This window comes from Pseudoalteromonas sp. KS88, from assembly GCF_004766475.1.
GTDB lineage: Bacteria > Pseudomonadota > Gammaproteobacteria > Enterobacterales > Alteromonadaceae > Pseudoalteromonas.
The window spans coordinates 14,534-40,949 of the sequence record NZ_PYHV01000002.1; the positions used below are offsets into that span (position 1 = coordinate 14,534).

The 26,416-nt window shown below is 40.7% G+C and carries 29 protein-coding genes and 2 tRNA genes; 20 read left to right on the top strand and 11 right to left on the bottom strand.

The window, feature by feature from the left end:
- Window positions 1-61 precede the first annotated feature (61 nt).
- Window positions 62-520, bottom strand: a complete 459-nt coding sequence (locus tag C7Y70_RS00595; RefSeq protein WP_099296069.1) for a zinc ribbon-containing protein — start codon at window positions 518-520, stop codon at window positions 62-64.
- A gap of 185 nt (window positions 521-705) precedes the next feature.
- On the opposite strand from C7Y70_RS00595, the gene leuS reads away from it, so the two are divergent.
- The 13 genes from leuS (at window position 706) to lipA (ending at window position 13,400) form a co-directional block, all read left to right on the top strand.
- On the top strand, window positions 706-3,294 hold the full coding sequence (leuS, locus tag C7Y70_RS00600; protein ID WP_135473030.1) for a leucine--tRNA ligase: 2,589 nt from the start codon (window positions 706-708) through the stop codon (window positions 3,292-3,294).
- Between the two features lies 1 nt (window position 3,295).
- The gene (gene lptE, locus C7Y70_RS00605) at window positions 3,296-3,790 is read left to right on the top strand and encodes an LPS assembly lipoprotein LptE (RefSeq protein ID WP_135473031.1); all 495 of its coding nucleotides are present in this window, start codon (window positions 3,296-3,298) and stop codon (window positions 3,788-3,790) included.
- A complete protein-coding gene (gene holA, locus C7Y70_RS00610) occupies window positions 3,790-4,827 on the top strand; it encodes a DNA polymerase III subunit delta (RefSeq protein ID WP_135473032.1) in 1,038 nt (345 codons plus the stop codon). Before lptE ends, holA begins: the two co-directional genes overlap by 1 nt.
- A 15-nt stretch (window positions 4,828-4,842) precedes the next feature.
- Window positions 4,843-5,478: a nicotinate-nucleotide adenylyltransferase gene (gene nadD / locus C7Y70_RS00615; RefSeq protein ID WP_135473033.1), complete on the top strand. Its 636-nt coding sequence runs from the start codon at window positions 4,843-4,845 to the stop codon at window positions 5,476-5,478.
- A gap of 54 nt (window positions 5,479-5,532) precedes the next feature.
- On the top strand, window positions 5,533-5,850 hold the full coding sequence (rsfS, locus tag C7Y70_RS00620; RefSeq protein WP_099296074.1) for a ribosome silencing factor: 318 nt from the start codon (window positions 5,533-5,535) through the stop codon (window positions 5,848-5,850).
- Between the two features lie 36 nt (window positions 5,851-5,886).
- Complete coding sequence (gene rlmH / locus C7Y70_RS00625) at window positions 5,887-6,357, top strand: 23S rRNA (pseudouridine(1915)-N(3))-methyltransferase RlmH (RefSeq protein ID WP_002958522.1); 471 nt, start codon at window positions 5,887-5,889, stop codon at window positions 6,355-6,357.
- Window positions 6,358-6,362: 5 nt separating this feature from the next.
- Window positions 6,363-8,243, top strand: coding sequence for a penicillin-binding protein 2 (mrdA, locus tag C7Y70_RS00630; RefSeq protein ID WP_135473034.1), 1,881 nt, complete (start codon window positions 6,363-6,365; stop codon window positions 8,241-8,243).
- On the top strand, window positions 8,240-9,346 hold the full coding sequence (gene rodA / locus C7Y70_RS00635) for a rod shape-determining protein RodA (protein WP_099296076.1): 1,107 nt from the start codon (window positions 8,240-8,242) through the stop codon (window positions 9,344-9,346). Before mrdA ends, rodA begins: the two co-directional genes overlap by 4 nt.
- Window positions 9,346-10,125 carry a septal ring lytic transglycosylase RlpA family protein gene (locus tag C7Y70_RS00640; RefSeq protein WP_099296077.1) on the top strand — a complete coding sequence of 260 codons (780 nt, stop codon included), beginning with the start codon at window positions 9,346-9,348 and terminating at the stop codon, window positions 10,123-10,125. The genes rodA and C7Y70_RS00640 overlap by 1 nt, the downstream gene beginning before the upstream one ends.
- A 54-nt stretch (window positions 10,126-10,179) precedes the next feature.
- Window positions 10,180-11,340: a serine hydrolase gene (locus tag C7Y70_RS00645; RefSeq protein WP_099296078.1), complete on the top strand. Its 1,161-nt coding sequence runs from the start codon at window positions 10,180-10,182 to the stop codon at window positions 11,338-11,340.
- 146 nt (window positions 11,341-11,486) lie between these two features.
- Window positions 11,487-11,765, top strand: coding sequence for a DUF493 family protein YbeD (gene ybeD / locus C7Y70_RS00650; protein WP_058560556.1), 279 nt, complete (start codon window positions 11,487-11,489; stop codon window positions 11,763-11,765).
- 19 nt (window positions 11,766-11,784) lie between these two features.
- Entirely contained in the window at window positions 11,785-12,438 is a 654-nt protein-coding gene (gene lipB / locus C7Y70_RS00655; RefSeq protein WP_135473035.1) for a lipoyl(octanoyl) transferase LipB, read from the top strand.
- Window positions 12,435-13,400, top strand: coding sequence for a lipoyl synthase (lipA, locus tag C7Y70_RS00660; RefSeq protein WP_058560555.1), 966 nt, complete (start codon window positions 12,435-12,437; stop codon window positions 13,398-13,400). Before lipB ends, lipA begins: the two co-directional genes overlap by 4 nt.
- 63 nt (window positions 13,401-13,463) lie before the next feature.
- On the opposite strand, the gene C7Y70_RS00665 is transcribed toward lipA, so the two are convergent.
- Window positions 13,464-13,727 carry a hypothetical protein gene (locus tag C7Y70_RS00665; RefSeq protein WP_135473036.1) on the bottom strand — a complete coding sequence of 88 codons (264 nt, stop codon included), beginning with the start codon at window positions 13,725-13,727 and terminating at the stop codon, window positions 13,464-13,466.
- Between the two features lie 109 nt (window positions 13,728-13,836).
- On the bottom strand, window positions 13,837-14,349 hold the full coding sequence (locus tag C7Y70_RS00670) for a YdcF family protein (RefSeq protein WP_135473037.1): 513 nt from the start codon (window positions 14,347-14,349) through the stop codon (window positions 13,837-13,839).
- 180 nt (window positions 14,350-14,529) lie between these two features.
- Between C7Y70_RS00670 and C7Y70_RS00675 the strand changes: the two genes are divergently transcribed.
- Window positions 14,530-14,769 carry an RNA recognition motif containing protein gene (locus tag C7Y70_RS00675; RefSeq protein WP_099296083.1) on the top strand — a complete coding sequence of 80 codons (240 nt, stop codon included), beginning with the start codon at window positions 14,530-14,532 and terminating at the stop codon, window positions 14,767-14,769.
- Window positions 14,770-14,835: 66 nt separating this feature from the next.
- Here the strand turns inward: C7Y70_RS00675 and C7Y70_RS00680 are convergent, their stop codons facing one another.
- The 3 genes from C7Y70_RS00680 to C7Y70_RS00690 all read right to left on the bottom strand — a co-directional run bounded on the left by C7Y70_RS00680 (window position 14,836) and on the right by C7Y70_RS00690 (window position 16,641).
- Window positions 14,836-15,423 (bottom strand): hypothetical protein, encoded by a 588-nt coding sequence (locus C7Y70_RS00680; RefSeq protein WP_245321309.1) that lies wholly within the window; start codon window positions 15,421-15,423, stop codon window positions 14,836-14,838.
- A 240-nt stretch (window positions 15,424-15,663) separates the two neighbouring features.
- A complete protein-coding gene (locus C7Y70_RS00685; RefSeq protein ID WP_099296085.1) occupies window positions 15,664-15,972 on the bottom strand; it encodes a DUF6172 family protein in 309 nt (102 codons plus the stop codon).
- 147 nt (window positions 15,973-16,119) lie between these two features.
- Window positions 16,120-16,641, bottom strand: coding sequence for a VC2046/SO_2500 family protein (locus tag C7Y70_RS00690; protein ID WP_135473038.1), 522 nt, complete (start codon window positions 16,639-16,641; stop codon window positions 16,120-16,122).
- Between the two features lie 112 nt (window positions 16,642-16,753).
- Here C7Y70_RS00690 and C7Y70_RS00695 point away from each other — a divergent pair.
- Window positions 16,754-16,838: transfer RNA gene (locus C7Y70_RS00695), tRNA-Tyr, on the top strand.
- A 48-nt stretch (window positions 16,839-16,886) separates the two neighbouring features.
- A tRNA-Tyr gene (locus C7Y70_RS00700) sits at window positions 16,887-16,971 on the top strand.
- A 40-nt stretch (window positions 16,972-17,011) separates the two neighbouring features.
- On the opposite strand, the gene C7Y70_RS00705 is transcribed toward C7Y70_RS00700, so the two are convergent.
- On the bottom strand, window positions 17,012-17,665 hold the full coding sequence (locus tag C7Y70_RS00705; protein WP_135473069.1) for a SprT family zinc-dependent metalloprotease: 654 nt from the start codon (window positions 17,663-17,665) through the stop codon (window positions 17,012-17,014).
- Between the two features lie 155 nt (window positions 17,666-17,820).
- On the opposite strand from C7Y70_RS00705, the gene C7Y70_RS00710 reads away from it, so the two are divergent.
- The 3 genes from C7Y70_RS00710 (at window position 17,821) to C7Y70_RS00720 (ending at window position 23,305) form a co-directional block, all read left to right on the top strand.
- Entirely contained in the window at window positions 17,821-18,801 is a 981-nt protein-coding gene (locus tag C7Y70_RS00710; RefSeq protein WP_135473039.1) for an ion channel, read from the top strand.
- A 164-nt stretch (window positions 18,802-18,965) separates the two neighbouring features.
- Window positions 18,966-22,316, top strand: coding sequence for an MHYT domain-containing protein (locus tag C7Y70_RS00715; RefSeq protein ID WP_135473040.1), 3,351 nt, complete (start codon window positions 18,966-18,968; stop codon window positions 22,314-22,316).
- On the top strand, window positions 22,316-23,305 hold the full coding sequence (locus C7Y70_RS00720; protein WP_135473041.1) for a two-component system response regulator: 990 nt from the start codon (window positions 22,316-22,318) through the stop codon (window positions 23,303-23,305). Before C7Y70_RS00715 ends, C7Y70_RS00720 begins: the two co-directional genes overlap by 1 nt.
- Here the strand turns inward: C7Y70_RS00720 and C7Y70_RS00725 are convergent.
- Entirely contained in the window at window positions 23,288-23,698 is a 411-nt protein-coding gene (locus tag C7Y70_RS00725) for a VOC family protein (protein ID WP_135473042.1), read from the bottom strand. The genes C7Y70_RS00720 and C7Y70_RS00725 overlap by 18 nt on opposite strands.
- Window position 23,699: 1 nt before the next feature.
- Entirely contained in the window at window positions 23,700-24,359 is a 660-nt protein-coding gene (locus C7Y70_RS00730; RefSeq protein WP_099296092.1) for an HD domain-containing protein, read from the bottom strand.
- Between the two features lie 137 nt (window positions 24,360-24,496).
- Here C7Y70_RS00730 and C7Y70_RS00735 point away from each other — a divergent pair, with 137 nt between their 5' ends.
- Window positions 24,497-25,687 carry a class I SAM-dependent methyltransferase gene (locus C7Y70_RS00735; protein ID WP_099296140.1) on the top strand — a complete coding sequence of 397 codons (1,191 nt, stop codon included), beginning with the start codon at window positions 24,497-24,499 and terminating at the stop codon, window positions 25,685-25,687.
- Window positions 25,688-25,701: 14 nt separating this feature from the next.
- On the opposite strand, the gene C7Y70_RS00740 is transcribed toward C7Y70_RS00735, so the two are convergent.
- Both C7Y70_RS00740 and C7Y70_RS00745 read right to left on the bottom strand, forming a co-directional pair.
- Window positions 25,702-25,998, bottom strand: a complete 297-nt coding sequence (locus tag C7Y70_RS00740; protein WP_099296093.1) for a PilZ domain-containing protein — start codon at window positions 25,996-25,998, stop codon at window positions 25,702-25,704.
- 8 nt (window positions 25,999-26,006) lie between these two features.
- Complete coding sequence (locus C7Y70_RS00745) at window positions 26,007-26,384, bottom strand: response regulator (protein ID WP_099296094.1); 378 nt, start codon at window positions 26,382-26,384, stop codon at window positions 26,007-26,009.
- Between the last annotated feature and the right edge of the window lie 32 nt (window positions 26,385-26,416).

Below are 26,416 nucleotides of genomic sequence, written 5' to 3' on the forward strand. Positions count from 1 at the left end.
TGTATCAGCACATCAGCTGATTAATTTTAATAGCGGCAAAGCGATGGGCCAACCCACTATTTTATGGTTGTAATGCCTTACGAGAAAAATAGATACCGTCGCACTGCGAACAAGCTCTAATTTGCGTGGCATGATAAATATCATAACTATGGCTGCAATTCTTACATACTAATGTGCCCATGGCTATCCATTCACCTTGGTGATAAACGCCATTATGCTTAAAATCTTGGTTTAATGCGTGCCATTCTAGTTGGGTTTTATCTTCTATGTGTGAAAGTTCAAACCACAAAGATTCCTTAAGCTCTTGCCATGCAAGTGAATCATAGTGATTGTCGTTTTCTTTAATGTGTTCAATGTCACGTTTTAAGTATTCGCGGTAAAGCGTTAGCTTTTCTTGACCTAATTGCTTGAGTGCTTGTTCAGATTCAACAAACTTATCCATTGCACCTTTAAGCTCGTGCTCTTTTACATCTTTTAACCAGGCACTTAAATCTGTTAACCATGCTTTATAATCAGCCATTATGTACTCCTTTAAAACTACGTTAAATCAGTGTTTACCTTAAACAAGTATAGGTTAACCTGCCCTGAAAACTAATTAAGTCATGAATTTATAAAATCCGCTTATTTGCCGCTGTGATTAGTACTATTTTTGGGGTATCCTATTCGGCAATTTTTTACTAGTTTGCAAGAAGTCTGGAATCATAGATGCAAGAGCAATATAACCCACAAGATATAGAGTCAAAAGTCCAAGCATATTGGGAAGAAAACCAAGTATTTAAAGCCACTGAAGATGAGAGTAAAGAAAAGTATTATTGCCTTTCTATGTTCCCATACCCTAGCGGCCGACTCCACATGGGTCATGTGCGTAACTACACCATTGGTGATGTTGTTTCTCGCTTCCAACGCTTGCAAGGCAAAAACGTAATGCAACCTATGGGTTGGGATGCGTTTGGTCTACCAGCAGAAAATGCGGCAATTAAAAATAAAACAGCGCCTGCAAAATGGACCTACGAAAACATTGATTACATGCGTACCCAGCTTAAGCAATTAGGTTTTGGTTATGATTGGGATCGTGAAATCGCTACATGTCACCCAGATTACTACAAGTGGGAACAATGGTTTTTCACCAAGCTTTATGAAAAAGGCTTAGTATACAAAAAAATGTCAACGGTAAACTGGGATCCAGTTGACCAAACTGTACTTGCAAACGAACAAGTTATTGATGGTCGCGGTTGGCGCTCTGGTGCTGTGGTTGAGCAAAAAGAAATCCCACAGTGGTTTATTAAAATTACTGACTATGCACAAGAGCTACTTGACGACTTAGACAAACTAGAAGATTGGCCTGAGCAAGTTAAAACCATGCAGCGTAACTGGATTGGCCGCTCTGAAGGCTTAGATATCGAGTTCACTCGCACAGATAACAACGAAAAATTTAGCGTATACACAACTCGCCCAGACACTTTCATGGGTGTGACTTATCTTGCAGTTGCAGGCGCGCATCCTATTGCTCAAGAAGCGGCTAAAAATAGCGACGCTGTAGCAATGTTTGTTGAAGAGTGTAAAAACACTAAAGTTGCTGAAGCAGACATGGCAACGATGGAAAAGAAAGGCATCGCAACAGGTTTTTATGCAACTCATCCATTAACGGGTGAAAAACTGCCAATTTGGGTCGCTAACTTTGTACTTATGCATTACGGCTCTGGCGCAGTAATGGCAGTACCTGCACACGATCAACGTGATTATGAATTCGCAACAGCCTATGGCCTAGACGTTAAACAAGTTATCGCACCTGTTACAGGCTCTGAACTTGAAGTAAACCTTGACCAACAAGCTTACACAGACAAAGGCGTATTAGTGAACTCAGGTGAGTTTGATGGCCTTGAGTTTGACAGTGCATTTAATGCGGTTGCAGATAAGCTTGAAGCACTTGGCGTAGGTGAGCGTAAAGTAAACTTCCGCCTGCGTGACTGGGGTGTGAGCCGCCAGCGTTATTGGGGTTCACCAATCCCAATGCTTAGCGATGAAAACGGCAACGAACTTGCTGCTAGTGAAGATATGCTACCAGTTCGCCTACCTGAAGATGTGGTCATGAATGGTGTAACGTCACCAATCAAAGCAGATCCACAGTGGGCTAAAACCACCGTTAACGGTGCCCCTGCGTTTCACGAAACAGATACCTTTGACACCTTTATGGAATCGTCTTGGTATTATGCACGCTACTGTAGCCCTCGCCATGATGAAGGCATGTTAGACCCTGCAGCGGCTAATTACTGGCTACCAGTAAACCAATACATTGGTGGTATTGAGCACGCTATTTTACACTTATTATACTCGCGCTTTTTCCATAAATTATTGCGTGACTTTGGCTTAGTAAACTCAGATGAGCCATTTGACCGCTTACTTTGTCAAGGTATGGTACTGGCTGAAACTTTCTATCGTAAAGATGAGAAAGGCGGCGACATTTGGATTTCACCTAGTGACGTTGAAACCGAAACAGACGACAAAGGCCGTGTAACTAAAGCATGGCACAAAGACGATGGCGAGCCGGTGTTCTCATCAGGCATGAGCAAAATGTCAAAGTCGAAAAATAACGGTATCGATCCACAACAAGTTATCGCGCAGTATGGCGCAGATACAGTCCGTTTATTTATGATGTTTACCGCACCACCAGAGCAAACACTGGAATGGTCTGATTCAGGTGTAGAAGGCGCACATCGTTTCATTAAACGTATCTGGAAATACGCGGTTGATGTAAACACAGTAGGTTACCAAGCACTTGATAAATCAGCGCTAACCAACCCACAAAAAGTACTTCGTCGTGAGCTACACAAAGCGATTGCAAAAGTGACAGATGATGTTGAACGTCGTCAAACATTTAATACCGCGATTGCCGCTATCATGGAAATTTCTAACAAATTGTTAAAAGCACCACTGGCCGACAAACAAGATGTAGCGATTGCTAACGAAGCACTTGAAGCACTATTAATTATGCTTGCACCAATCACACCGCATTTGTCACATCAATTATGGCAAGAGCTTGGTAAAGAAGGCGACATTCTTGATGCTGCTTGGCCTACAGTTGACGAGTCTGCTTTGGTTGAAGATGAAAAGCTTATCATCGTGCAGGTAAATGGTAAGTTACGTGCAAAATTAACCGTGCCTGCTGATGCAACTAAAGAGCAAGTTGAAGCACTTGCTTTTGCAGAATCTAACGTGACTAAGTTTACCGATGGTGTAACCATTCGTAAGGTGATTTACGTACCAGGTAAACTACTCAACGTGGTTGCTAACTAATATGGCATCATTTAATGCCTTTAAAAACGGACTAGCCTTAGTGCTAGTCTGTTTTTTACTTACCAGCTGTGGCTTTCACTTAAAAAAAGCGTCGAGCTTACCTGATGATTTAAAAATCATGACTCTTCATGGGGATGATGAAAAGTCAGCTCTTTTTGCCATCCTTGAAAAAGAACTCACTTTAAGCAAAGTTGAATTGCAATCAGAACCTGAAAAAAATGTTGCACAACTATATTTGTCTAAAGACCGTTTAGAGCGCCAGATTTTGTCGTTATTTAAAAATGGCCAGGTGGCCGAATACGAACTCGCTTACAGTGTTGCATACACCCTAAAACGCCCAGGCCTTGATCCAATCGAGCAAAGTTTTGAGCTATACCGCAATTACCAAGATGACCCAGATAACGCACTTGCGAAAGCCAAAGAACTTGATTTATTGCTTAATGAAATACGTAAGCAAGCAAGTCGTCGGATAGTACGAGAGTTGTCACAACTATAATGCGCTGTTACGCTAACCAATTATCGAGTGAATTAAATAAAGCACTCCAGCCTTTTTATTTAGTGTTTGGTGAAGAGCCTTTTCAAATAGCGCAATGCGCACAACAAATTCGCTCAAAAGCCAAGCAGCAAGGCTTTGACGAAGTCATAAAATTTACATTGATGCCCGGCTTTGATTGGCAAGAATTAATCGCGCAATATCAAAGTATGTCGTTATTTAGTGCTCGTACTTTAATTGAGCTTGATCTCAATTATCAAAAACCTGGCACTGTTGGCAGCCAAACATTTAAAAAACTGGTTGAACTCAATAACCCCGACACACTTCTAATCGTAAGTGGCGCCAAAGCAACCCAAGAAATTCAGCGCAGTGCATGGTTTAAAGCGCTAGATAAAAACGGTGTATTTGTCCCTTGCTACCCATTATCTGGCAATCACCTACAACGTTGGCTCGATGAGCAGTGCAACCGTTTATCAATTAATATGCAAAATGATGCTAAACGTACACTGATTGATGCAACTGAAGGTAATTTACTCGCTTGTTTTCAAGAGCTTGAAAAACTATCATTGCTTCACGGAAGTGCGCTTATTGATCAACAATTAGTACTTCAAGGTTTACTTAATCAAGCTAAATTCGATATTTTCGATTTAAGTGATGCACTCTTGCAAGGTAATAACCGCCAAGCAATTAAAATTCTCACCAAGCTTGCAGATCATAATACTGAAGCGGTCACTATTTTATGGGCTATAAACAAAGAAGCAAATACACTATTAAGTTTGCAATTAGGTCTATTACAAGGCGAGAGTTTAACCAGTTTATTTAAACAAAAAGCGATTTGGAAAAACCAGCAAGGGCCTGTTAATCAAGCGCTAAACCGCTTATCTATACAAACACTTGAGCATCTGATCAGTTTGCTCGCACAATTTGATGCAAGTTATAAGCAAGGCACCTTGATTAAACCATACCAAGCTCTGGCGCATATATGCCTCGTTTTTTGCCAACCGGTTGATGTTACTCTCCCCGCTCACCCACTTGCTTAAAAATTAGGAGCCAAAATGATTGCACTATTTGGTGGTACATTCGACCCCATTCATTTAGGCCATATCAATATGGCTAAGCAATGTGTTGAGCACTTGAACCTTCGCTATTTACAATTTATGCCATGTGCCATTCCTGCACATAAAGCGGTACCAGGGATCAGCAACGAAGATCGCATTGCAATGTTGCAGGCTGCTATTGAACCTTATGATTATTTTTCACTCGACTTGCGTGAGCTAAAACGCCAAGGACCCTCTTATTCGCTATTGAGCTTAAAAGAATTACGCAATGAATACCCTCACGAACCCATTTTATTTTTAATTGGCCTTGATTCGTTTAATACGCTTGATAAATGGTTTGAATGGCAAGCAATTACACAGCTTTGTCACCTTGTTGTCTTTCAACGCCCTAATCAAAATATTAATTTGAGCACGCAGCTTATTGATTATAAAAAAAAGGCCCTTACAACATCATCTGACACGCTTCGCTCTGAACGTGCTGGGAGATTGTATTTCTTACCTGGTCAAATGATGGATATTGCATCGAGCGATATTCGAAAAAAACTAAAAAAAGGCCAATCGTGTGAGGAACTTCTTCCTACTGCGGTGAGTCAGTACATAAACGATCATCAACTTTATCTAAGTGGTGAATAAAAATCACCAGCGTGATAAAATAACAGCTATTCCCTTTTTTAATGAGATAACACTTTGGATTCGAAACAACTACTCGCCTTTGCACTAGACAAAATTGACGATATGAAAGCCCGTGATGTGGTTCAGATTGATGTAAAAGGCAACTCTGACATTACTGACTATATGCTTGTTTGTTCAGGTAACTCTAAACGTCATGTGCAATCAATTGCTGATCATGTTGCTAAAGAAGCGCGTCATGCCGGTGAAGAGCCTCTTGGATACGAAGGTCAAAATGAAGGCGAATGGGTTCTGGTAGATTTAGGTGATGTAGTCGTACACGTGATGCAAGATCAAGCACGTAGCTACTATGACCTAGAAAAGCTCTGGAGCTAATAGCCCTTTATTTAAACTGAGTTTGGAAGGACACGCGTGAAAATACAAATGATTGCCGTTGGTACAAAAATGCCAGCGTGGGTAGAGACCGGGTTCGCAGAATACCAGCGTCGCTTTCCAAAAGATATGGCTTTAGAACTTATTGAAATCCCAGCCGGAAAGCGCGGCAAAAATGCCGACATAAAGCGGATTTTACATATCGAAGGCGAAAAAACCCTTGCGGCAATACCTAAAGGTAATCGTATTGTGACACTTGAAGTCACCGGCAAAGCACTTGATACACACCAACTAGCAAAAAATATGGAAAAGTGGCAACTGGATGGCCGCGATGTAAGTTTGTTGATTGGTGGTCCGGAAGGATTAGCACCAGAATGTATTGCAGCCTCCGAACAAAAGTGGTCATTATCGAACTTGACCTTGCCGCACCCATTAGTGCGCATTATTGTAGCTGAAAGCTTGTATCGAGGATGGAGTTTAAACAATAACCATCCTTATCATCGCGAGTAATCAACATGCTCAAACGAAGACCCACAATTCGAGATCACTCAGCAGAGGCTAATCTGTTTGCACGTCGCGCATTTGTGGGTTTTGTTTTCGTTACTATTCTTGTCGCTATATTACTTTCAAATTTGTACACCATCCAAGTTGATGATCACCAAGATTATCAAACGCGTTCAAACGACAATCGTATAAAGGTTATTCCAATTGCACCCAATAGAGGTCTTATATATGACCGAAATGGTGTGCTTCTTGCCGAAAACAAGCCTGTTTATAACCTTGAAGTTATACCCGAAGATGTTAAGAATCTTGATGACTCGTTAGCAGCCATTAGTCAACTCATCGCTATTTCTGATCAGCAAAAAAATGACTTTCTTAACGACATCAAGCATAACCGCCGCTTTAAAAGCCAAGTATTAAAAGCGCGACTGAACGAATCTGAAGTCGCTAAATTCTCGGTTAACCAGCATAAATTCCCTGGTTTTAGTATTGAGGCCCGTCTTGCTCGTTACTACCCTTATGCCGACACGCTGACCCATGCGCTTGGGTATGTTGCTAAATTAAACAAAAAAGAGCTCGCTAGGCTCGAAATGGATGATCAAGCCACCAATTACAGAGCAACTCATGACATTGGTAAACTTGGTATTGAAAAGTCTTATGAACAACTGTTACATGGGCAAGTAGGTTCACAGCGTGTTGAAGTAAACAACCGAGGACGTGTAATTCGAACGCTGAGTATGACGCCACCCGAACCTGGTCATGATTTAGTGTTAACACTCGATATTGGATTACAACAAATTGCACAACATGCATTAAAAGACATGCGCGGTGCAATTGTGGTGATGGACGCAAAAGACGGTGGCGTTTTGGCGCTTTATTCGAACCCAAGCTACGACCCAAATTTGTTTGTTCATGGTATCAGTAGTAAAAATTATAAAGCATTACTAAACCCCGACCGTCCACTTATAAATAGAACAACTCAAGGGCGATATGCACCGGCATCAACTGTAAAACCGCACCTTGCTATACTTGCTCTTGAAGAAGGTTTAGTAACAGAGCAAACAAAAATGTGGGATCCTGGTTTTTTTCAAATCCCCAACGTAGAACACAAATGGCGTGACTGGAAGCGCTGGGGCCATGGTCATGTTGATGTTTACAAAGCAATTGAAGAGTCATGTGATACCTATTTTTATGACACGGCTTATCGTTTGGGGATCACCAAAATCAGCAACTTTATGGCGCAATTTGGCTTCGGTGATTTAACAGGCATTGATATTCACGAAGAAACGAGCGCTATTTTACCATCAAAAGAATGGAAAGAAGGCCGCTTTCGTGAGTCGTGGTGGCGAGGAGATACTATTTCCGTCGGAATTGGACAAGGTTACTGGACAGCCACGCCTATGCAGATTGCAAACGCAACTAATATTCTAGTTAATAAGGGCCGTAATTTCCCACCCCACTTAGTCCAAGTTGCAAAAAAAGAAGATGAAGTAACGCAAATAAATAATGAAGAAAAGCCTCCCGTTGAATTGAAAAATGCTGATCACTGGCGTATTGCTCTGGATGCAATGCATAATACTGTGCATAAAGTAACGGGAACGGCTCACAAAGCATTCAGGGGGGCAACTTATGATCCGGCAGGTAAAACGGGTACAGCTCAAGTAGTCAGTATCGCCCAAGGTGAGCGTTACGATGCAGAGTCACTCAAAGAAAGACAACGCGACAATGCAATTTATATTGGTTTTGCCCCGTACAAAGACCCTCAAATTGTGGTTTCAGTGGTGGTAGAAAATACCGGTGGAGGTAGCTCTGTTGGCGCCCCTATTGCTCGTCAGTTAATGGATTATTATTTTTCAGCAAATCCTCTAACGATTGCAAGGAGTGCTAAACAATAATGCAATTACATGATAAGCGGTCTATTTGGGATAAATTACATTTAGATTTACCTCTGCTACTTGCATTGGTTTGTATGATGGTTGCCAGTTTAACTATTGTTTACAGCGCAAGTGGTCAAAATGAAGCAATGATGCTTCGCCACGCTACCCGCATGGCCGCAGCTGTTATAGCGATGATTGTCTTAGCGCAATTTAGCCCAGCGACACTGAAGCGGCTCGTGATCCCTTTGTACTGCTTAGGGCTACTCATGTTGGTTGGGGTGATACTTTTTGGTGTTAGCTCAAAAGGTGCGCAGCGCTGGTTGGATTTAGGAGTCACTCGCTTTCAACCGTCCGAGCTAATGAAGCTGGCCGTCCCAATGATGGTTGCATGGTATATCGGGCGAAATCACCTCCCTCCGAGAGCATTACATTTAATGGTTGGCTTTGCCATCGTGATTTTACCCACTTTACTTATAATGGAGCAGCCAGATCTTGGCACATCTATTCTGATAGCAAGTTCAGGTATATTTGTCATATTTTTATCAGGACTAAGTTGGCGTCTAATTGGGTTTTTAACAGGCTTGGTTACCTTATCCGCTTGGCCTTTTTGGCATTACGGAATGCATGCATATCAAAAGCAACGTGTACTGACCTTATTTAATCCTGAGAGTGACCCTTTAGGTTCTGGTTATCATATAATCCAGTCTAAAATAGCCATTGGTTCTGGCGGAATTGAAGGTAAAGGCTGGCTACAAGGTACACAATCACAACTCGAGTTTTTACCTGAGCGCCACACTGATTTTATTTTTTCAGTTCTCAGTGAAGAGTTTGGTCTGTTTGGCGTATGTTTGCTGCTATGTATGTATTTATTTATTATAGGCCGCGGTTTATACATTGCCGTCAATGCGCAAGATGCGTTTGGTAAGTTGCTCGCAGGTGCTCTGACCCTTACTTTTTTCGTGTATGTATTTGTAAACATTGGTATGGTATCTGGGCTCTTACCGGTTGTCGGCGTCCCTTTGCCGCTGATAAGTTATGGTGGAACGTCAATGGTTACACTGATGGCTGGCTTTGGCATAATTATGTCGATTGCCACTGATAAGAGGATGCTTTTAAAATAATGAAGTGGATGTTGAAGTATATAAGCCTGATGCTTATTGCGCTTATTGTAAGCGGCTGTAGTAGTTCAGGAAGTAAAACAGATCACAGTAGTCGTTATAGCATGAGGCATGATGCTGCGCCTTTACGCGCACCAACCGTTTTAGAAATGCAGGATGCTGTTGTAACTGAAGTAATAAAAAGTGCAAGCGCCGGCCGCCCTTACACTGTACTTGGTAAAAGCTATACCCCCATGCTGGATGAAACGGGCTACGAAGAAGAAGGAATAGCCTCGTGGTATGGCCGAAAATTTCACGGTTATCACACATCAAACGGTGAAATCTATGATATGTTTGCCATGACTGCAGCACATAAAACTTTGCCCTTGCCGAGCTTTGTTCGAGTCACTAATACCGCCAATGGTAAATCTGCCATTGTTCGCGTCAATGATCGTGGCCCTTTTCATGATGATAGAATCATAGATTTATCATACGCAGCGGCTTATAAGCTTGGTTATTACAATCATGGTACAGCCAAGGTTAAGCTTGAGGCAATTACACTAGCGCATTCGCCTACACGCCCTAGTTATATTCAAGTTGCAGCGGGAAGCACATTAGCAAATATTGAAGCACTTGCCTCAACCCTGCGCCAACAATATAATTTACCTACAAGTATTGTAGAAAAAGATGCCATTTATAGGTTGCGACTTGGACCAATTAAAAACGCTGAAGAAGCTCAGCAAGTGCTAGAAAAATTAAAACAAAACCAATTTCAAAACGCGTTCTTGCTTTACAGCCAGTAAGCGCTTTAGAATGAGAACAACGCGAATCTTTAACTTTAACCATTAATGAGTATGATGAAATCAATTAAATACAAAATTCTCAACGGTGTGTGCGGCTTAGTCTGTTCTGCTGCCATTTTCTCTGCCACTGCACAGATCATCCCTGCGCCTCCACAAATTAATGCAAAAGGTTATTTCCTTGTTGATTTTACCACTGGTAAGGTTATTGCCGAAGGTGAGCCGGATACTCGTCTAGCACCTGCTAGCTTAACAAAAATGATGACTAGTTACGTTATCGGCACAGAAATTAAAGCTGGCAATATTGCACCAACAGACATGGTTACGGTCAGTGAAAAAGCGTGGGCCAAAAACTTCCCTGAATCTTCTAAAATGTTTATTGAAGTGGGTAAGCAGGTCAGCGTCGAAGATTTAAACCGCGGTATTATCATTCAATCAGGTAATGATGCATGCGTAGCAATGGCTGAACACATTGCAGGAAGTGAAAGTGCATTTGCCGACCTTATGAATGCTCACTCTGAAAAGTTAGGTATGAGCAACACGCATTTTATTAACAGCCATGGTTTAGATACTGACGCGCACTTCACAACACCTCGCGATATGGCAACACTAGGTGCAGCACTTATTCGTGATGTTCCTGAGGAGTATGCTTTTTACGCTGAAAAGTCGTTCACTTTTAACGGTATCAAGCAGTATAACCGTAATTCTTTATTATGGGATGAAAGCCTGAATGTTGATGGTATCAAAACGGGGCATACTTCAGAAGCTGGGTACAGTTTAGTCACCTCTGCTACCAAAGACGAAATGCGCTTAATCGCTGTAGTTATGGGCACTTCAAGTGAACGAGCTCGTAAAGTTGAAAGTAAAAAACTCTTAAACTACGGGTTCCGATTTTTCGAAACAATCACACCATATCAAGCAGGTGATAGCTTTGCAGAGCAACGCATTTGGATGGGCAACAAAGAAAATGTATCATTAGGTATTTTAGAAGATACTCCTATCACTATCCCTCGCGGCCAACGTAAAAATTTAAAAGCTAATTTTGAGCTGGATAAAACGTTAGAGGCACCGCTTACTAAAGGTACTAAAGTTGGCACCTTGTTTTTACAACTTGAAGGCGAAGAGATTGCACAATACCCTCTTGTAACGCTTGAAGAAGTTGAGGAAGGTAGTTTCTTTAGTAAAATTTATGATTACTTACGTTTACAGATTATGTAATTGCTAATTTAATAATTCTAAGCGCCTTGCACTGCAAGGCGTTTTTTTTTGCCTGAAAAATGCTAGAATGCGCCTCATATCTAACCTACAAGGTCGAGTGTGGGTTATTAGTCGGTTATAAGCGCATTATGTAAGGAGTCATCGTCGTGGCTACACCTGTAGAAAATACTAAATTTGATGAGTACTTAGAGTACCCTTGTCCGTTTACCTTCAAAGTAATGGGCTTAGCAAACGTTAATTTAACTGACCAAATTCTTGAAAAGTTACAGCCAATTGCACCTGGTGACTACGCGCCTAAAGTAAAACCTAGCAGTAAAGGGACTTACGAGTCTGTGACTCTTGTTGCAACAGTGACCAGTGGCAAACATATTGAAGAAATCTACAACGTGATCAGTAATATCGATGACGTTCGTCACATGCTTTAAACCCTAATTGGAGATTGCAGTGAGCGAAAACACGTTAATCGTGCGCCAATTAGGCCGCCAGCGGTACATGCCAATATGGCAAAAAATGCAAGAGTTTACCGACACTCGAGATGATGCTGTTGCTGATGAAATCTGGTTAGTCGAGCACGAACCGGTTTTCACACAAGGCCAAGCAGGAAAGGAAGAACATTTACTTGCACCTGGCGATATTGAAGTGATCAAAGTTGATCGCGGAGGCCAAGTGACCTATCACGGGCCAGGCCAACAAATGATGTATGTTTTATTTAACTTACGTCGTTTAAAAATTGGTGTACGTGAATTAGTAACTTGGCTTGAAGAATGTATTATCGATACATTGAAAGAATATGATATTGAAGCATACGCTAAAGCCGATGCACCGGGTGTGTATGTAAATGATAGTAAAATCGCATCGTTAGGCCTTCGCGTTCGTCGCGGCTGTTCATTTCATGGCTTGGCCTTAAATGTAAGTATGGATTTGAGCCCATTTTTACGTATTAACCCCTGCGGTTATGCGGGTATGAATATGGTGCAGACAACTGATTTAGATGGTCCACAAAACCTCGAGCAAGCAGGTAATGGACTTGTAAGACACATGATCACAAAGCTTAATGCTACACAGGTTAAGCATACTGAAGGGTTTGAAAACGAATGAATAAACCAGTCAAGATGGAACCAGGGGTAAAATTACGTGACGCCGAAAAAATGGCGTTGATCCCAGTTAAAGTATTACCGACTGAAAAAACTGAAATGTTGCGCAAGCCCGAGTGGCTAAAAATACGTTTACCAAAGTCAACTGAACGTATCGACGGCATAAAACAAGCAATGCGTAAGCACGGCTTACACTCAGTATGTGAAGAGGCTTCATGCCCTAACCTATCAGAGTGCTTCAACCATGGTACAGCAACCTTTATGATTTTAGGGGCTATTTGTACTCGTCGTTGCCCGTTTTGTGATGTTGCCCATGGCCGCCCATTAAAACCAGATGCCGCAGAGCCTGAGAAGCTAGCACTAACTATTAAAGACATGAAGTTAAGCTATGTTGTTATAACTTCAGTTGACCGCGATGATTTACGTGACGGCGGTGCGCAACATTTTGCTGACTGCATTCGCGAAATCCGCAAACATAATCCAACCATTACCATCGAAATATTAGTGCCTGATTTTCGGGGTCGTATGGATCGTGCTCTTGAGATCTTAATTGAGACGCCACCAGATGTGTTTAACCACAACCTTGAAACTGCGCCACGCTTGTACAAGCTTGCTCGCCCAGGTGCTGATTATAAATGGTCACTAGAGTTGCTGCGTCGCTTTAAAGAAGCGCACCCAGAAGTTAAAACTAAATCTGGTTTAATGGTAGGTTTAGGCGAAGAAATTAGCGAAATCGAAGAAGTATTACGCGATTTACGTGAGCATAATGTCGATATGCTTACTGTAGGCCAATACCTACAACCGTCAAAACATCACTTACCTGTTAAGCGTTATGTACCGCCAGCTGAATTTGATGCGTTAAAAGATTATGCAGATGAAATTGGCTTTACTCATGCAGCCTCAGGTCCATTTGTACGTTCAAGCTATCACGCTGATCAACAAGCCGCGGGTAAAGAAGTTAAGTGACACTTAAACACTACACCCTTTAACATTTAGGGTGTAGTGTTTATAGATTTAGTTTACTTAAGATTATTTGATGCAGACATCATAATCTCTGTTTTTAGGTAATGTAGGATTCATGCTATAAGGTGATGGTTTTGATGTTAACCAATCCGCTTTATTGCGAACATTCTGTTTTATCATCGCACTTTTACATGCATTAGCTGAATTATGAAAGCTTGTCACTTGCCCTGTTTTATTGTCAACCAATAAAAACTTTTCATCTTCTTGCGAAGTGGTAGAATTACAGCCAGCAAGCGCAGTGAGTGCTAAAACCAAAATCGTAGTTTTCATATTTAGTCTCTCAAATTATAAACACGCATTGTGTTAAATAAATGTATGACCTTTTCATTTACATGTCAATTAAACGGCTAATTAATCCAATATAATCAATAAATATAGTTTATACTTTTGTGCCTGCTATGTTCTGTTTTTCACGGATCATGGCCTTCTCTTCATGTTGATATAACAATTCCAGCTCAGCGGGATCGAGAGGGGTCGTAGCAGCTAGGTAATTTAACTCAATATGAGAAATAAGATTACTAAACACATATTCAACCCGTTTAATATGAAATTCAGAACTCACTACCGTCGCTTTTTTTATATTATTAGCAGTCAATATAGGCAGAGACATTGTTGCGTCCTCAAATGTAAATCGACTTAAAGCTACGTCTAGAAAGGCGTTTCGCGAAATCCCCTGTTTTATTAAATAGTCCTTGGTTAGTTCGCCGTGGGCAAATGGGCTGGTGTTAAAATGTTCGCCAAATCCACCAGTGCATAATACTTTGCAACTAGGGTTTTGCGTATATAACTGAAAGGCTTTATCACATCTACTTTTTGCAATTTTAGATAACTCCCCACTTTTGCAATTAGGAGAGCCGAGTACAATAATGGCGTAAGAATCATTTTCTCTCATCAAAGTTCCTCCTTTTATGCTCTATTTATTCTATTTATTAAAACAGATAGTTAGTTGGTTGTTGCAATATTGAATTTATTTCAATGACTAATAAATTATTTACTTGGTTTTTAATTAATCACTAGGTCAATTGTTCATTCCTTGCGACAATTAGCATAATTATATTAATCATGGCTTATTATGAAATTATTAGTTAGAAACCTTTCACGCGCAACGACTGAGCAAGACATTCGTGTATTATTCACCGCCTACGGTAAAGTTGCTGAATGCACGCTTGTATTAGACAAAGAGACGGGTAAATCAAAGGGCTTTGCATTTGTTGAAATGCCTATAGAATCAGAAGCTGAAGAGGCAATTAAAGCCTTAAACCAGAGCAATGTTGATAAAAACAAGATCCGTGTTAAATTGGCTGATGCTTAAAAAACCCACGTTAGACAAAAAACCAGCTATTGCTGGTTTTTTGTCTCTAGGATCTTATGCTGAAAGTTAAGGTCTTAATGAAATATTTTTAACTTCAATCGTCGCTTCACCACCAAGTTCATCCTTTAGATCTGGTACTAAGTAAATTGCACTCACATGCTCTTTTATTATCCCCTTATCGATAGAATTCACAGGCGTCCAACTTGGTCTAGAAAAATCATCTAAATTAACGCAGTGGGTACCCCACTGAGTTTGTGCAGGTAGAATATATTGGTAGTGTGCATAACTTTTATCACCTTGCCCGCCATAATCCCTTTGAGATAGCTTTACAACAAGATTTTTGCTGCTTTTATATTCCAGCAAAATAGTTGATTTCCCTTCAACTGTTTGGTTTGGAAGATCATAGATAAGCTCAACCCAAGAGTTATTTTTTGCATCCACTCTTGGCACTCGTTTGAACGAAATCCAAATACGTTCATCGGTTAAAAGCGTTTGTTTCACTTTCACTTCACTGCCATGTGGATCAGTGGCAAAGCGCCACTCTTTTTCATTAAGTATGCTTGTAGGCAGCTCTTGCTGACAATTTTGCTCCGAAACTGAAGACACCGATAGCACAGAGCTAAGAACCATAAGAGAAAAAGCTGAAATAAACATACAACATCCTTTTATTATTAAAGTTACTGTTAGAGTCTGTCTGTAATTGATGATGAATTATCACTTATTTATGAGGAGTAACCTCACCACACAGGCCCTAAGCTGCCAAAATATCAAACAAACGACTACATATTTACCTTTAAAGGTCACAGACCTTAGGATACCTGAAATTTGGTTTTGTTTCAGGCACAAAAAATGGGCAATTAAGCCCACTCTTTTAACACAATAAACGCTTATTGTTTAATCATCAGCTTCATCATCAAAATCTGCCGACTGGCGCTGTGCAGGTCTTGCCAAAATTTCTACATAGAAAGATGCCAGCTCCTGCTTTTCAATTTCGCTGATACAATTATTAATTTCGGCAACATGCACAACTTGTGCTTCTTCTGCTGTGTTACCAAACTTACAATCAAAAGCCCAATAATCTGCATCGAACGGTAACGTTTTGTTACGCTCTCTTTTCAAATATTTTTTCACTTCATGCTTTGCAGCGTCAACCATGCGAGGGTATTTGATTTTCTCGTGATTCAGCGTGAATGTTTTCTTCATTACGTTCCTAAATTACCTTGGTTTAATGATAATGGTATTTTTTGAATCCCATCTTGAGCCATTATAGCAACTGCATTTAAATTTTGGGTGCTTTTTTTACACTTAACGAAATAAATCACGTTAACGGTTAATTATTACAAAACAGAGTCATGCTTGCGCTAAGTGAAGAGGCTGATGCAGGGAATCATTATTGAGGCTATCATAAAAGGCTGCTGCGTCCATCTGGGGGTTATCTAGTTGAGTTTCTTTATCTAGATGGCGCTTACGAACCACGGGTTCACAGTTATCAATGATATGAAGTGGGATATGGTTTTTATCATCTCGAACAGCGAGTGGCTCTGGAGATAAACAACTACGTAAGCGTATGTCACTCATACCAGCTTGTTGTAAACGTTGTGCGTTATGCTCACCAATCAGCATATCAAACTCATCTGGTGCGAGAGGTTGTTTAGGTCCTGCCCCTAATTCAGCACGCAGCTGGGATTCATCATATTGTTTTGCATCAGCGCCAAATGGGGTTTTAGGTAAATGAAATTGACTAAAATCCAGAGCATCATGAGATAGCATTGCTAAAAGTAACGCAAACTCGCCACGACGTGACTCGCTGACGCTTTTCGCGAGGCGATTGTCGAGCTGACTCTCTGTGATTAACAATCCATCAATTTGCATAGACTTTAGCCGATTATGTTGTTGAATAAATATTTATCGGCATTATTTAATATTTCTTTAGCTTTTTTCTTTACTTAAATAATAAGTTTGCTATTATCGGCGCCGTTGCATTGGAGGGGTTCCCGAGCGGCCAAAGGGATCAGACTGTAAATCTGACGGCTCAGCCTTCGCTGGTTCGAATCCAGCTCCCTCCACCACTTTTCTTACCGCTAAGTTAAGTGGGGCCAAATGTAACAAAATAGTGTGGAGGGGTTCCCGAGCGGCCAAAGGGATCAGACTGTAAATCTGACGGCTCAGCCTTCGCTGGTTCGAATCCAGCTCCCTCCACCACTTCTTTTTTCCTCAATTTTTTATTACTTAAACCCGTACGCTAATCAAATACCCATTGTAGACTCATTCCATGTTCCTTTAGCCAATGTGATGCTTTTTTGTATTGCGGATAAAATTCCCCCACTCTCAACCAAAATTGAGTACTGTGGTTTAAGTATTTTAAATGTGATAACTCATGCACGACCACATAATCAATCACCCATTTTGGCGCACCGACGAGTAAAAGATTAAACGTCAACTCTCTACGTCGATTACAACTGCCCCAACGTCGCTTATAAGCCATAATTTTTAACTTAGTCGGTAACTCTTCACCCATTTGCATACAATATTCATGTATTCGCATTTCAATATAGTTTTCTAATTGCTCATGCATAAAAGCTTCAAGCAGGCTTTGGTACATTTGTTTTTTATGTTTGACACGAGATGAGATTGTGATGTTTAGACCCGACATTGTGTCACTGTCTATCGCATCCACAGCCGTTTTTTTTCCAATATCAAAGCTTAGCTTCAATGGCGAGCCAAACACGTTTATCTGCAAGGTTTTCAGTGGTAGCTGCTGCGTTTGAGATATTTCACTTTGTTTTGTTATCTGTGATTGGATCCAATCTTGTTTTGTCTGTAACCAGTGTTCTATTGATGAAATCGCGACACCATAAGGGGCATAAACCGTTAATGATTGCTGTTGTATTTTCATCGCAACCGTTTTACGTCGACGACTTCGCTTTAATGTGTATTCAACCAATTTAAACTCTTGAGGGGGCTAATAAAGAAATTTGCATGCGGACATAATACCTTGCTAAATAACTGCTAATCTATAAATAAGTGTAATAATTTGAAGCTGAAACAATTATGCCAGACAAGCCTTGTTGTAGTTATACCTCACCTGATAACAAACAATGCCAAGAAACCGACATGGGCACAGGATTTTGCTTTTGGCACGATAAGAAATTTGATAAAACTGGCCTTGAGTTGACTCAAAAATTAGAGCGTTATGCAAAAAAAGGAGGCCTACTCCAAGGGCTCGAGCTTCAGCGCGCAAATTTAACCGGACTAAACTTAGTTAAACATGATGAGGAGGAAGGTTTCGATCTTTCTTATAGTAATTTTTACCGCACAAACCTTTCAGGTGCTCACTTATTTAACAATAAAATTGCCCACGCCTCATTGATGAAAGCAAACCTTCACGAAGCAAGTCTACATTATTGTAATCTTCAGCATACAAATTTATTAGGTATAAAGTTAAGCAATACGCGAATCGATAACATAGATTTAGGCATTCACTTACTTCAAGAACAACAAGCAAAAGCTTCTTTAAAAAAGCAAGACGCAGCTAAGGCAATCGATCTCTATGAACAATCCGAAGAGATTTATCGTAATTTGAGAAAGGCGTCTGAGCAACAGGGTTTGTTTGAACTAGCGGGTAATTTTACATTTAATGAACTGAGAATGCGACATGAGCAATATCCAAAATATTCTTTAAAGCGACTCAGTTCAAGTTTTATCAATATGTTATGTGGTTACGGTGAAAAACCACAAAATGTGATTCGTTTTAGTTTATCACTCATCGTTATCTGTGCTTTATGCTATTTTCTATTTGGCGTGACATACAACGATACTCTTCTAAAGCTCAACTTTTCTGCTCCATTAAGTGACAATTTATCAGCCTTACTAAACAGTTTTTATTTTAGCGTAGTGACCTTCACTACTTTGGGATATGGCGATATTACTCCCATTGGCGTATCCCGTTTAATTGCGGCGATTGAAGCTTTCTGTGGAAGCTTTTCGCTCGCTTTATTCGTAGTCGTATTTGTAAAACGAATGACGCGATAGGAAAAGTTAGAAATATTTAACCAAGCTATAATTACTATTAAAATTAATGGTATGATATTTACTAATATATTTTTCAGTTAGTTTTGTTTTTAAAATTAATTATTTCGCACATTTCACTTTCAATCAATGAGTTATCTGATTGTAATCACAAGATTAGAGCCGCTATGCTGTCAGCCTTTTTTATTACCGACCAGGATCCTAGTCTCATTATTAACGGGACTTATAATCCATTACTAGTAACATTATCAGTCCTCACTGCCATCTTTGCAGCTTATTTTGCAGCACTACTCATTGATCTTGCTAAAGTAACTCGATTTCATAACTACCAAAAACTCGCTAATTCAACGGCTGCATTAGTGCTGTCTGGCGGTATTTGGAGTATGCACTTTATTGGCATGCTAGCGTTCTCGTTATGCACAAATATTAGTTATGATCCAGCGCTAACCTTTTTATCTTTTATTCCTGCATTTTTAGCCTGTCTCACGGCGACATCGATGCTTGTAAAAGAAGATAAATCGAATATACAACTAATCATTCCCGCTATTTTACTAGGCGCTGGAATTGGAACAATGCATTACAGTGGTATGGCCGCTATGGAGCTTAGCCCTTTACTAAGATATGACCCGCTGACATTCAGTTTGTCGATTTTGGTTGCTGTTGTACTTGCTTACATTTCACTGTATGCCCGCTTTAATATCAACCGATTGTTCCCCACATTAAACGTGACGCAATCGCGCCTAATTAGTGCAATTATTTTAGGTTTTGCCGTTGCAGGAATGCACTACATGGGAATGGCTGCAACTCGCTTTGTTGCAGTATCACCTTTAATCACTGATGGTCAAAGTTCAGAGCTGACCTTAATTGCTATTAGCGTGGTTTTCTCAACAATTATTCTCACTGCTATTGTTGCTATTATAAACGGTATGGTCCGCTACCGAATGCTACTGGAAGATAAGACCAGTAATGAGTCAAGACTCGCTGCAATTTTATCTACCGCCATTGATGGAATAGTGACCATTGATCAAAAAGGTAACGTCCTTAGTTTCAATAAAGCAGCTGAGCACATCTTCGGCTGGCAAGAAGCTGAAGTACAAGGTAATAACGTTAAAATGCTGATGGATGATGAGATTTCTAAACATCATGATAGCTATTTATCTAAAGCAAAAAAGAATACATTTGATGTAAAAGCAGTCATTGGGGTCAACCGCGATGTCTTTGCAAAGCATAAAAATGGAAATGTCTTCCCCATTCGCTTAGGGGTTGGGGAGGTTGAGCAACCTAATCAAGATCCATTATATGTTGGCTTCATTACAGACCTGACAGAGCAACGCAAACTACAGCAAGATTTAGTCACCAAAGAACAACAATATCGCTCTTTAATGGATAACATGCCCGGTGTTGTTTTTCGTTGCCAAATAAACGAAAAATGGAGCATGATATTTATCAGCCCTAACATCAATGAGATGACTGGCTATATTCCTAATGAGTTTATAAACAAAGATATAGAATATGGCGATTTACTATTTAAAGACGATATTGCGCATATCAATAAAGCTGTCGAGCACGCTATTGCTAAGAAAGAGCAATACTCTATTGAATACAGAGTGCGCCACCGTAATGGTAAGTTAATATGGATACTAGAAAAAGGCAGCTTTGAATTTAACCAGCAAGGCGAAGCTATTTGGATTGATGGTGTTTTAGTCGATATCAGTGAACGACGAGAATACGAAGACAAGCTAAAACTTGCCAAGGTTGCAGCAGAGGAAGCTGCACAAGCTAAGCAGTCGTTTATGGCCAACATGAGTCATGAAATTCGCACTCCGATGAATTCAATTATTGGTTTTAGTGACTTGCTGATGGATACGCCTCTTGATCAAGAGCAACAAAAACATCTGGTGACTGTTAATAACGCTGCGCGCTCGCTGCTTCGGCTGTTAAACGAGGTACTTGACTCGGCTAAACTTGAAAAAGGAAAATTAACCATAGAGCCAGTGCATTTTAATTTGCAACCTGTACTCGACAGCATCATTTCAACCTTTTGGTTAGAGGCCAAGAAAAAAGACCTTGAAATAACGCTAACGATCAAAAACTCTGTTCATAAAGCTTATTATGGTGATCCCGATCGTATTCGCCAAGTTCTAACAAACTTGATTGGCAATGCTATTAAATTTACCGAACAAGGATCTATTCATGTAACAGTGAGTACAACACAAAATGATCACCTGTTTTTTGAAGTCCAAGACACGGGGATTGGTATCGCACCAGAGCGCATAAAAGCAATATTTCAGCCTTTTGAACAAGCTGATGGCACCACTACACGCCGTTTTGGTGGCACAGGCCTCGGTACTACTATTAGCAAACAATTAGTTGAGCTTATGGGTGGGACTATCAATCTAGTAAGTAAAGAAAATAAAGGCAGCTGCTTCTTCTTCTCGCTTCCTTTAGAGGTTGGTAATGAAAATCTTATTGACTACTTTGACGGTCTACATACCCAATTACCAGCACTTCGAATCTTAGTCGTTGACGATATTGAACAAAATGTAGAACTGCTCCGCTTATTGCTTTCTCGTGACGATCATACAGTCAGCACAGCTAACAATGGATTAGAAGCTCTGGCTATTTTTGAGCAGCAAGACTTTGATGTGATTTTAATGGACATTCACATGCCACAGTGTGATGGCATAACAGCGACTCAAAAAATACGCGAGCTTGAACAGCATAAGCAACTAAAAAACACCCCAATTATTGCCTTAACAGCGAGCGTTTTACAGCAAGATAAACTAACCGCTAAGAAAGCAGGTATGAATGGCTTTGCAAACAAGCCCGTTGATATTAACCAACTCAATCAAGAAATCTCTCAGGTACTTGGCTATAGCCTGAAAAAAGAGGTACTCATAGAACAAAAAGACCCGAATGCAAAACATATAGATTTTGAAAGAGGACGCCAACTGTGGGGCACTAAATGCAAACAAATCACACAAATAAAGCGTTTCCTTGAACAACAGCAAACGCTTTGCGATGCCCTTTTTAGTGGTGGGATCGATGCCTTAGACAATGCACAAAGTAACCTGCATACATTAAAAGGGTTAGCAGGTAACTTAGGTTTACCGACTATGATGGGATTATTTTCAGAGCTAGAAAAGGCACAATCTCCACAATTGCAAACTGAGCTAATTTCTAAACTCGAAGTTGAACTAACAGCAGTACGCTTATTACTCGAGGAGAAAACCTTAGCCTGTAAACCTGCTATAACAAATGACAATTCAACACACATGAGTGCACTCTCTACTGATGAATTTAAACGACTTTGCGAGCAACTTTATAAAGACGCTGAGAATGCAGAGCTTAATGATGAACTTTTAGACATGATTAAACGTCATACACCTGAAGGTTATCAAACTGAGATAGACAATTTGGTTGAGTACTTCGACGAATTTGATTTCGATGCAGCTCAAGACAGCTTAATAGCGTTAATCGAGCTGCTGAATAAAACAGAACAAATGGAGGCCCAGTGATGGATATCAGCGCAAACCGACCTCGTGTATTAGTTGTTGATGATGAGCCTGCTAACCTTAAAGTCATGCGCGAGGTGTTAAGTAACCAATACCGTTTGTCGTTTGCAAAATCAGGCGAAGCCGCCCTTGCACTTATAGATAAAGAGCCTCCTAAGCTTATATTGCTTGATATTATGATGCCTGATATGAGCGGCTTTGAAGTATGCAAACGGTTAAAGGGTAACCCCGCAACACAGCATATCCCGATTATTTTTGTTACAGCGCTTGCTGATGAAAACGATGAATTTAAAGGTTTTGAAATAGGCGCTGTTGACTACATTACAAAGCCCATTAGCCCTGCCATTGTTCGTTCTAGAGTAAAAACACACCTATCACTGGTGCAAGCTGAACAACTGAAACTCGCCCACGTTGACTTAGTTCATCGTCTTGGGCAAGCGGCTGAATATAAGGACACTGATACCGGCGAACACATTGTTCGAATGAGTAAGTATAGTAAGATATTGGCGCTCGCTTATGGGATGGATGAACAGCACGCCGAGCTTCTAAGGCAAGCAGCTCCCATGCACGACATAGGTAAAATAGGTATTCCTGATGCGATTTTATTAAAGCCAGGAAAGCTCACATCTAATGAGTTTGATTACATGAAGCAGCACGCTGAGATAGGCGCCAAAATATTAGCAAACTCAACCTCACCATTACTGCAACTCGCTTATATCCTAGCTATGGAGCATCACGAAAAGTGGGATGGCACAGGTTACCCTAACGGTGTTAAAGGTGAAGAAATTTCGATTGAAGGACGCATAGTCGCCATCGCCGATGTATTTGATGCACTCACCTCTAAACGTCCTTATAAAAAGGCGTGGAGTGTCGATGAAGCACTCTCGCACATGAGAGAACAAGCAGGTAAGCACTTTGATCCGCAACTTATTGACCTGTTTGAAGGCCAGCTTGATGAAATAATGAAAGTCTACTCAACCTACCAAGATTGATTTATCAATGGCTCTGCTGATGTGGTTGTAATCATGGGAAGTAATCTCATGATTATTGCCACTGTTATCCTTAAAATACATCGAAAATGTAACACCATGGTCGGCGACAATCGTTTTGATTTTCTGGGATTCAAAATGGTTAAGCCAAGTAATAAATTGCTCCCCTGTTGCACCAAACGCGATTCCTTTACTTGAACCTGTGCGTTCAAATAATGCCAGTCGTGTTGTTGCTGCTGCGTCTTCGAGCGTGAGCGGGCCTTTGCCTTCATCCCAAAATGCAAGCTCATGCACAACATTAAAACCGAGCACCTCTTTATACCAAACAACAGCCTCTGTTAGGTTTTCAACGTTTAGATGACAGTGATCAATTCCCGATAATAATGGTGTAGTCATATTACTCACCGACCTCTGATTTTAACTGCTCAATAAATGCCAACATATAATCAGTGCGGCGCTGAGCTTCTGCTTTAGCTGATGGTGTATTCATACTCTTTGCAACATGAAGTAACTTAATAAAGAAATGATCAAGCGTATAACGTTTATCGTCTGCTTCACGGTTTTGGCAAAAAGGGTCTTGTGGATGATATAAATGACGGCTTATTGAGCCCCCTACTTTCATACAACGGCTGACCCCAATTGCACCGAGTGCATCCATTCTATCTGCATCTTGAACGATTTGTGCCTCAATCGATTGCACTTTTATATTGGCACTGAAGCTATGGGCTGCAATGGCATGATGAATCGCATCAAAGTAACTTTCGTCGTAGTCGATAGAGGCTAAAAAGGTAACCGCTTTATCTGCCGCCATGGTTGAAGCTTTGGCACGATCGGGATGATTTTTTGCAACCGCTACACAGTCGTGTAACCACGCAGCAGGAAGCACTACAGCCATCTCGGCCTGCTCTGCAATGCATAATTGTTTGGCTACTCTGACGACCCGTTCAATATGCGTTATATCATGGGCTACATCAGCGCAAATAAGTGACGAGATAAAGCCACGACATGCATTTTCAAGTTGTTGTAGCGGCGCCGGTAACGCTATTTGCTGTTCCATAAATCTCGCTGTTTCAATGTAAAACAATATATTGCGGCTACTTTAACGCGGTTATGGGCAGTTGTGCAAAACATTCATTGTATGTTCGACCCCGCTTTACTAAAATGACAGCTAATTTATCTGTTATGAGTATGCAAATGTCATCTGCTATTTACCTGCAAGCTGGTCGTGAGAAATCTTTAAAGAGAAAGCACCCTTGGTTATTTTCTAAAGCTATTAAAAAAATTAAAGGCAAACCTGGCCTAGGTGACACCGTTACTATTCATGATAACGAAGGTAAATTTTTAGCAACTGCCGCTTATAGCCCGCACTCGCAAATTCGTGCACGTGTTTGGAGTTTTGATGAAAAAGAGGTTATCGACCAAAACTTTTTTGAACGCCGTTTACGTCGTGCACTTGAAGCTCGCGCCCAAGTTATTGAAGAAGGTGGTTTAACGGGTTTTCGTTTATGTGCCGCTGAGTCTGACTTTTTACCGGGTGTCACTATTGATAAGTTTGACAATGTATTGGTCTGTCAGTTGTTGAGCGCAGGTGCAGAGCGTCATAAAGGTGAAATTGTTGCCGCTCTAATGACTATTTTCCCTGGTTGTGATGTATATGAGCGTTCTGATGTTGATGTGCGTAATAAAGAAGGTTTAGAGCCTACAACAGGTGTACTGTGGGGTAATAAACCACAGCAGCCAGTATTAATAGAAGAAAACGGTTTAAAACTCGAAGTTGATATTATTGAAGGCCATAAAACTGGCTTTTACCTAGATCAGCGTGATAGCCGTGCCGCGTTAGAGCGCTTTTCTAAAGACAAAAAAGTACTTAACTGCTTTAGTTATACCGGTACTTTTTCACTTTATGCATTACGCGGTGGCTGTGAGCATGTCACTAATGTTGATGTGTCACAACCTGCGCTTGATACAGCAAAACGTAACGTCGAACATAACAACCTTGATTTAAATAAAGTCGATTTTGTCAAACAAGATGTCTTTAAGCTCTTACGTCAATACCGTGAAGAGGGAGTGTTATTCGACACTATCGTAATGGACCCACCAAAGTTTGCAGATAATAAAGCGCAACTCACTGGCGCGTGTCGTGGTTACAAAGATATCAACATGATTGCCATGCAAATACTCAAACCCGGCGGCACATTACTCACATTCTCTTGTTCAGGCTTGATGGAACAAAACTTGTTTCAAAAAGTGGTTGCCGATGCAGCGCTTGATGCCGGTAAAGATTTGTTGATTATGGAGCGTTTAAACCAAGCTGCAGATCACCCTATTGCTGGTAGCTACCCTGAAGGTTTTTACCTCAAAGGACTAATTTGTAAGGTTTATTAGGCTGACTAGGCAGCCTAATTAAACTGCATAATCTCAAGGCCTGCGGTGATCGTGCCATCCTCTTCTTTAGAGGCACGGATCACCTTAGCAACAGCATCTAACGGTGCAATTGTAGGACTCGTGGAGTCAATTTTAACCTTAACAATTGTACCTATCTCTAGTAAATCGTCTAATTGTAAAGATAAGCCTGTCGCACTCAAATCAACACATAATGCATCGTAGTGCTCATCTTTAATTGGCTCTAACGTTGTTAAAGTGGCTTTTGCGTTAATTTGCATCCGTCTAAAATTACGTTGGTCTTCATTAAGCATACTGTCTCCTAAACAACACTATTAATTTTATCAACTAGTACAACAACTGAAAATGGTTTAATGACATAGGCATCACAGCCAGCTTCAAATCCAGCTTGTTGTTCTTTTTCAGACTCCAAACCCGACACCATGACAATCGGGATATCTTGTGTCTCTGGTGTGTTTTTTAGCAGCCGGCAGGTATCGTAGCCATCAAGCCCCGGCATGCATACATCCAACAAAATTACATCGGGAGGATTAGCAATGGCAGAAGTTAAACAGCTTTGCCCTGAATCAGCATAGCTCAAATCGAAACTATTTGATAACGCCGTTGCTAGCATTTCATAATTAAAGTACTCATCGTCTACAACCAGAAGCCGTAGACGCGAACGAGCCATTGAATCCATATAACGATTAGTTCCTTCTTGTTCTGTTAAAG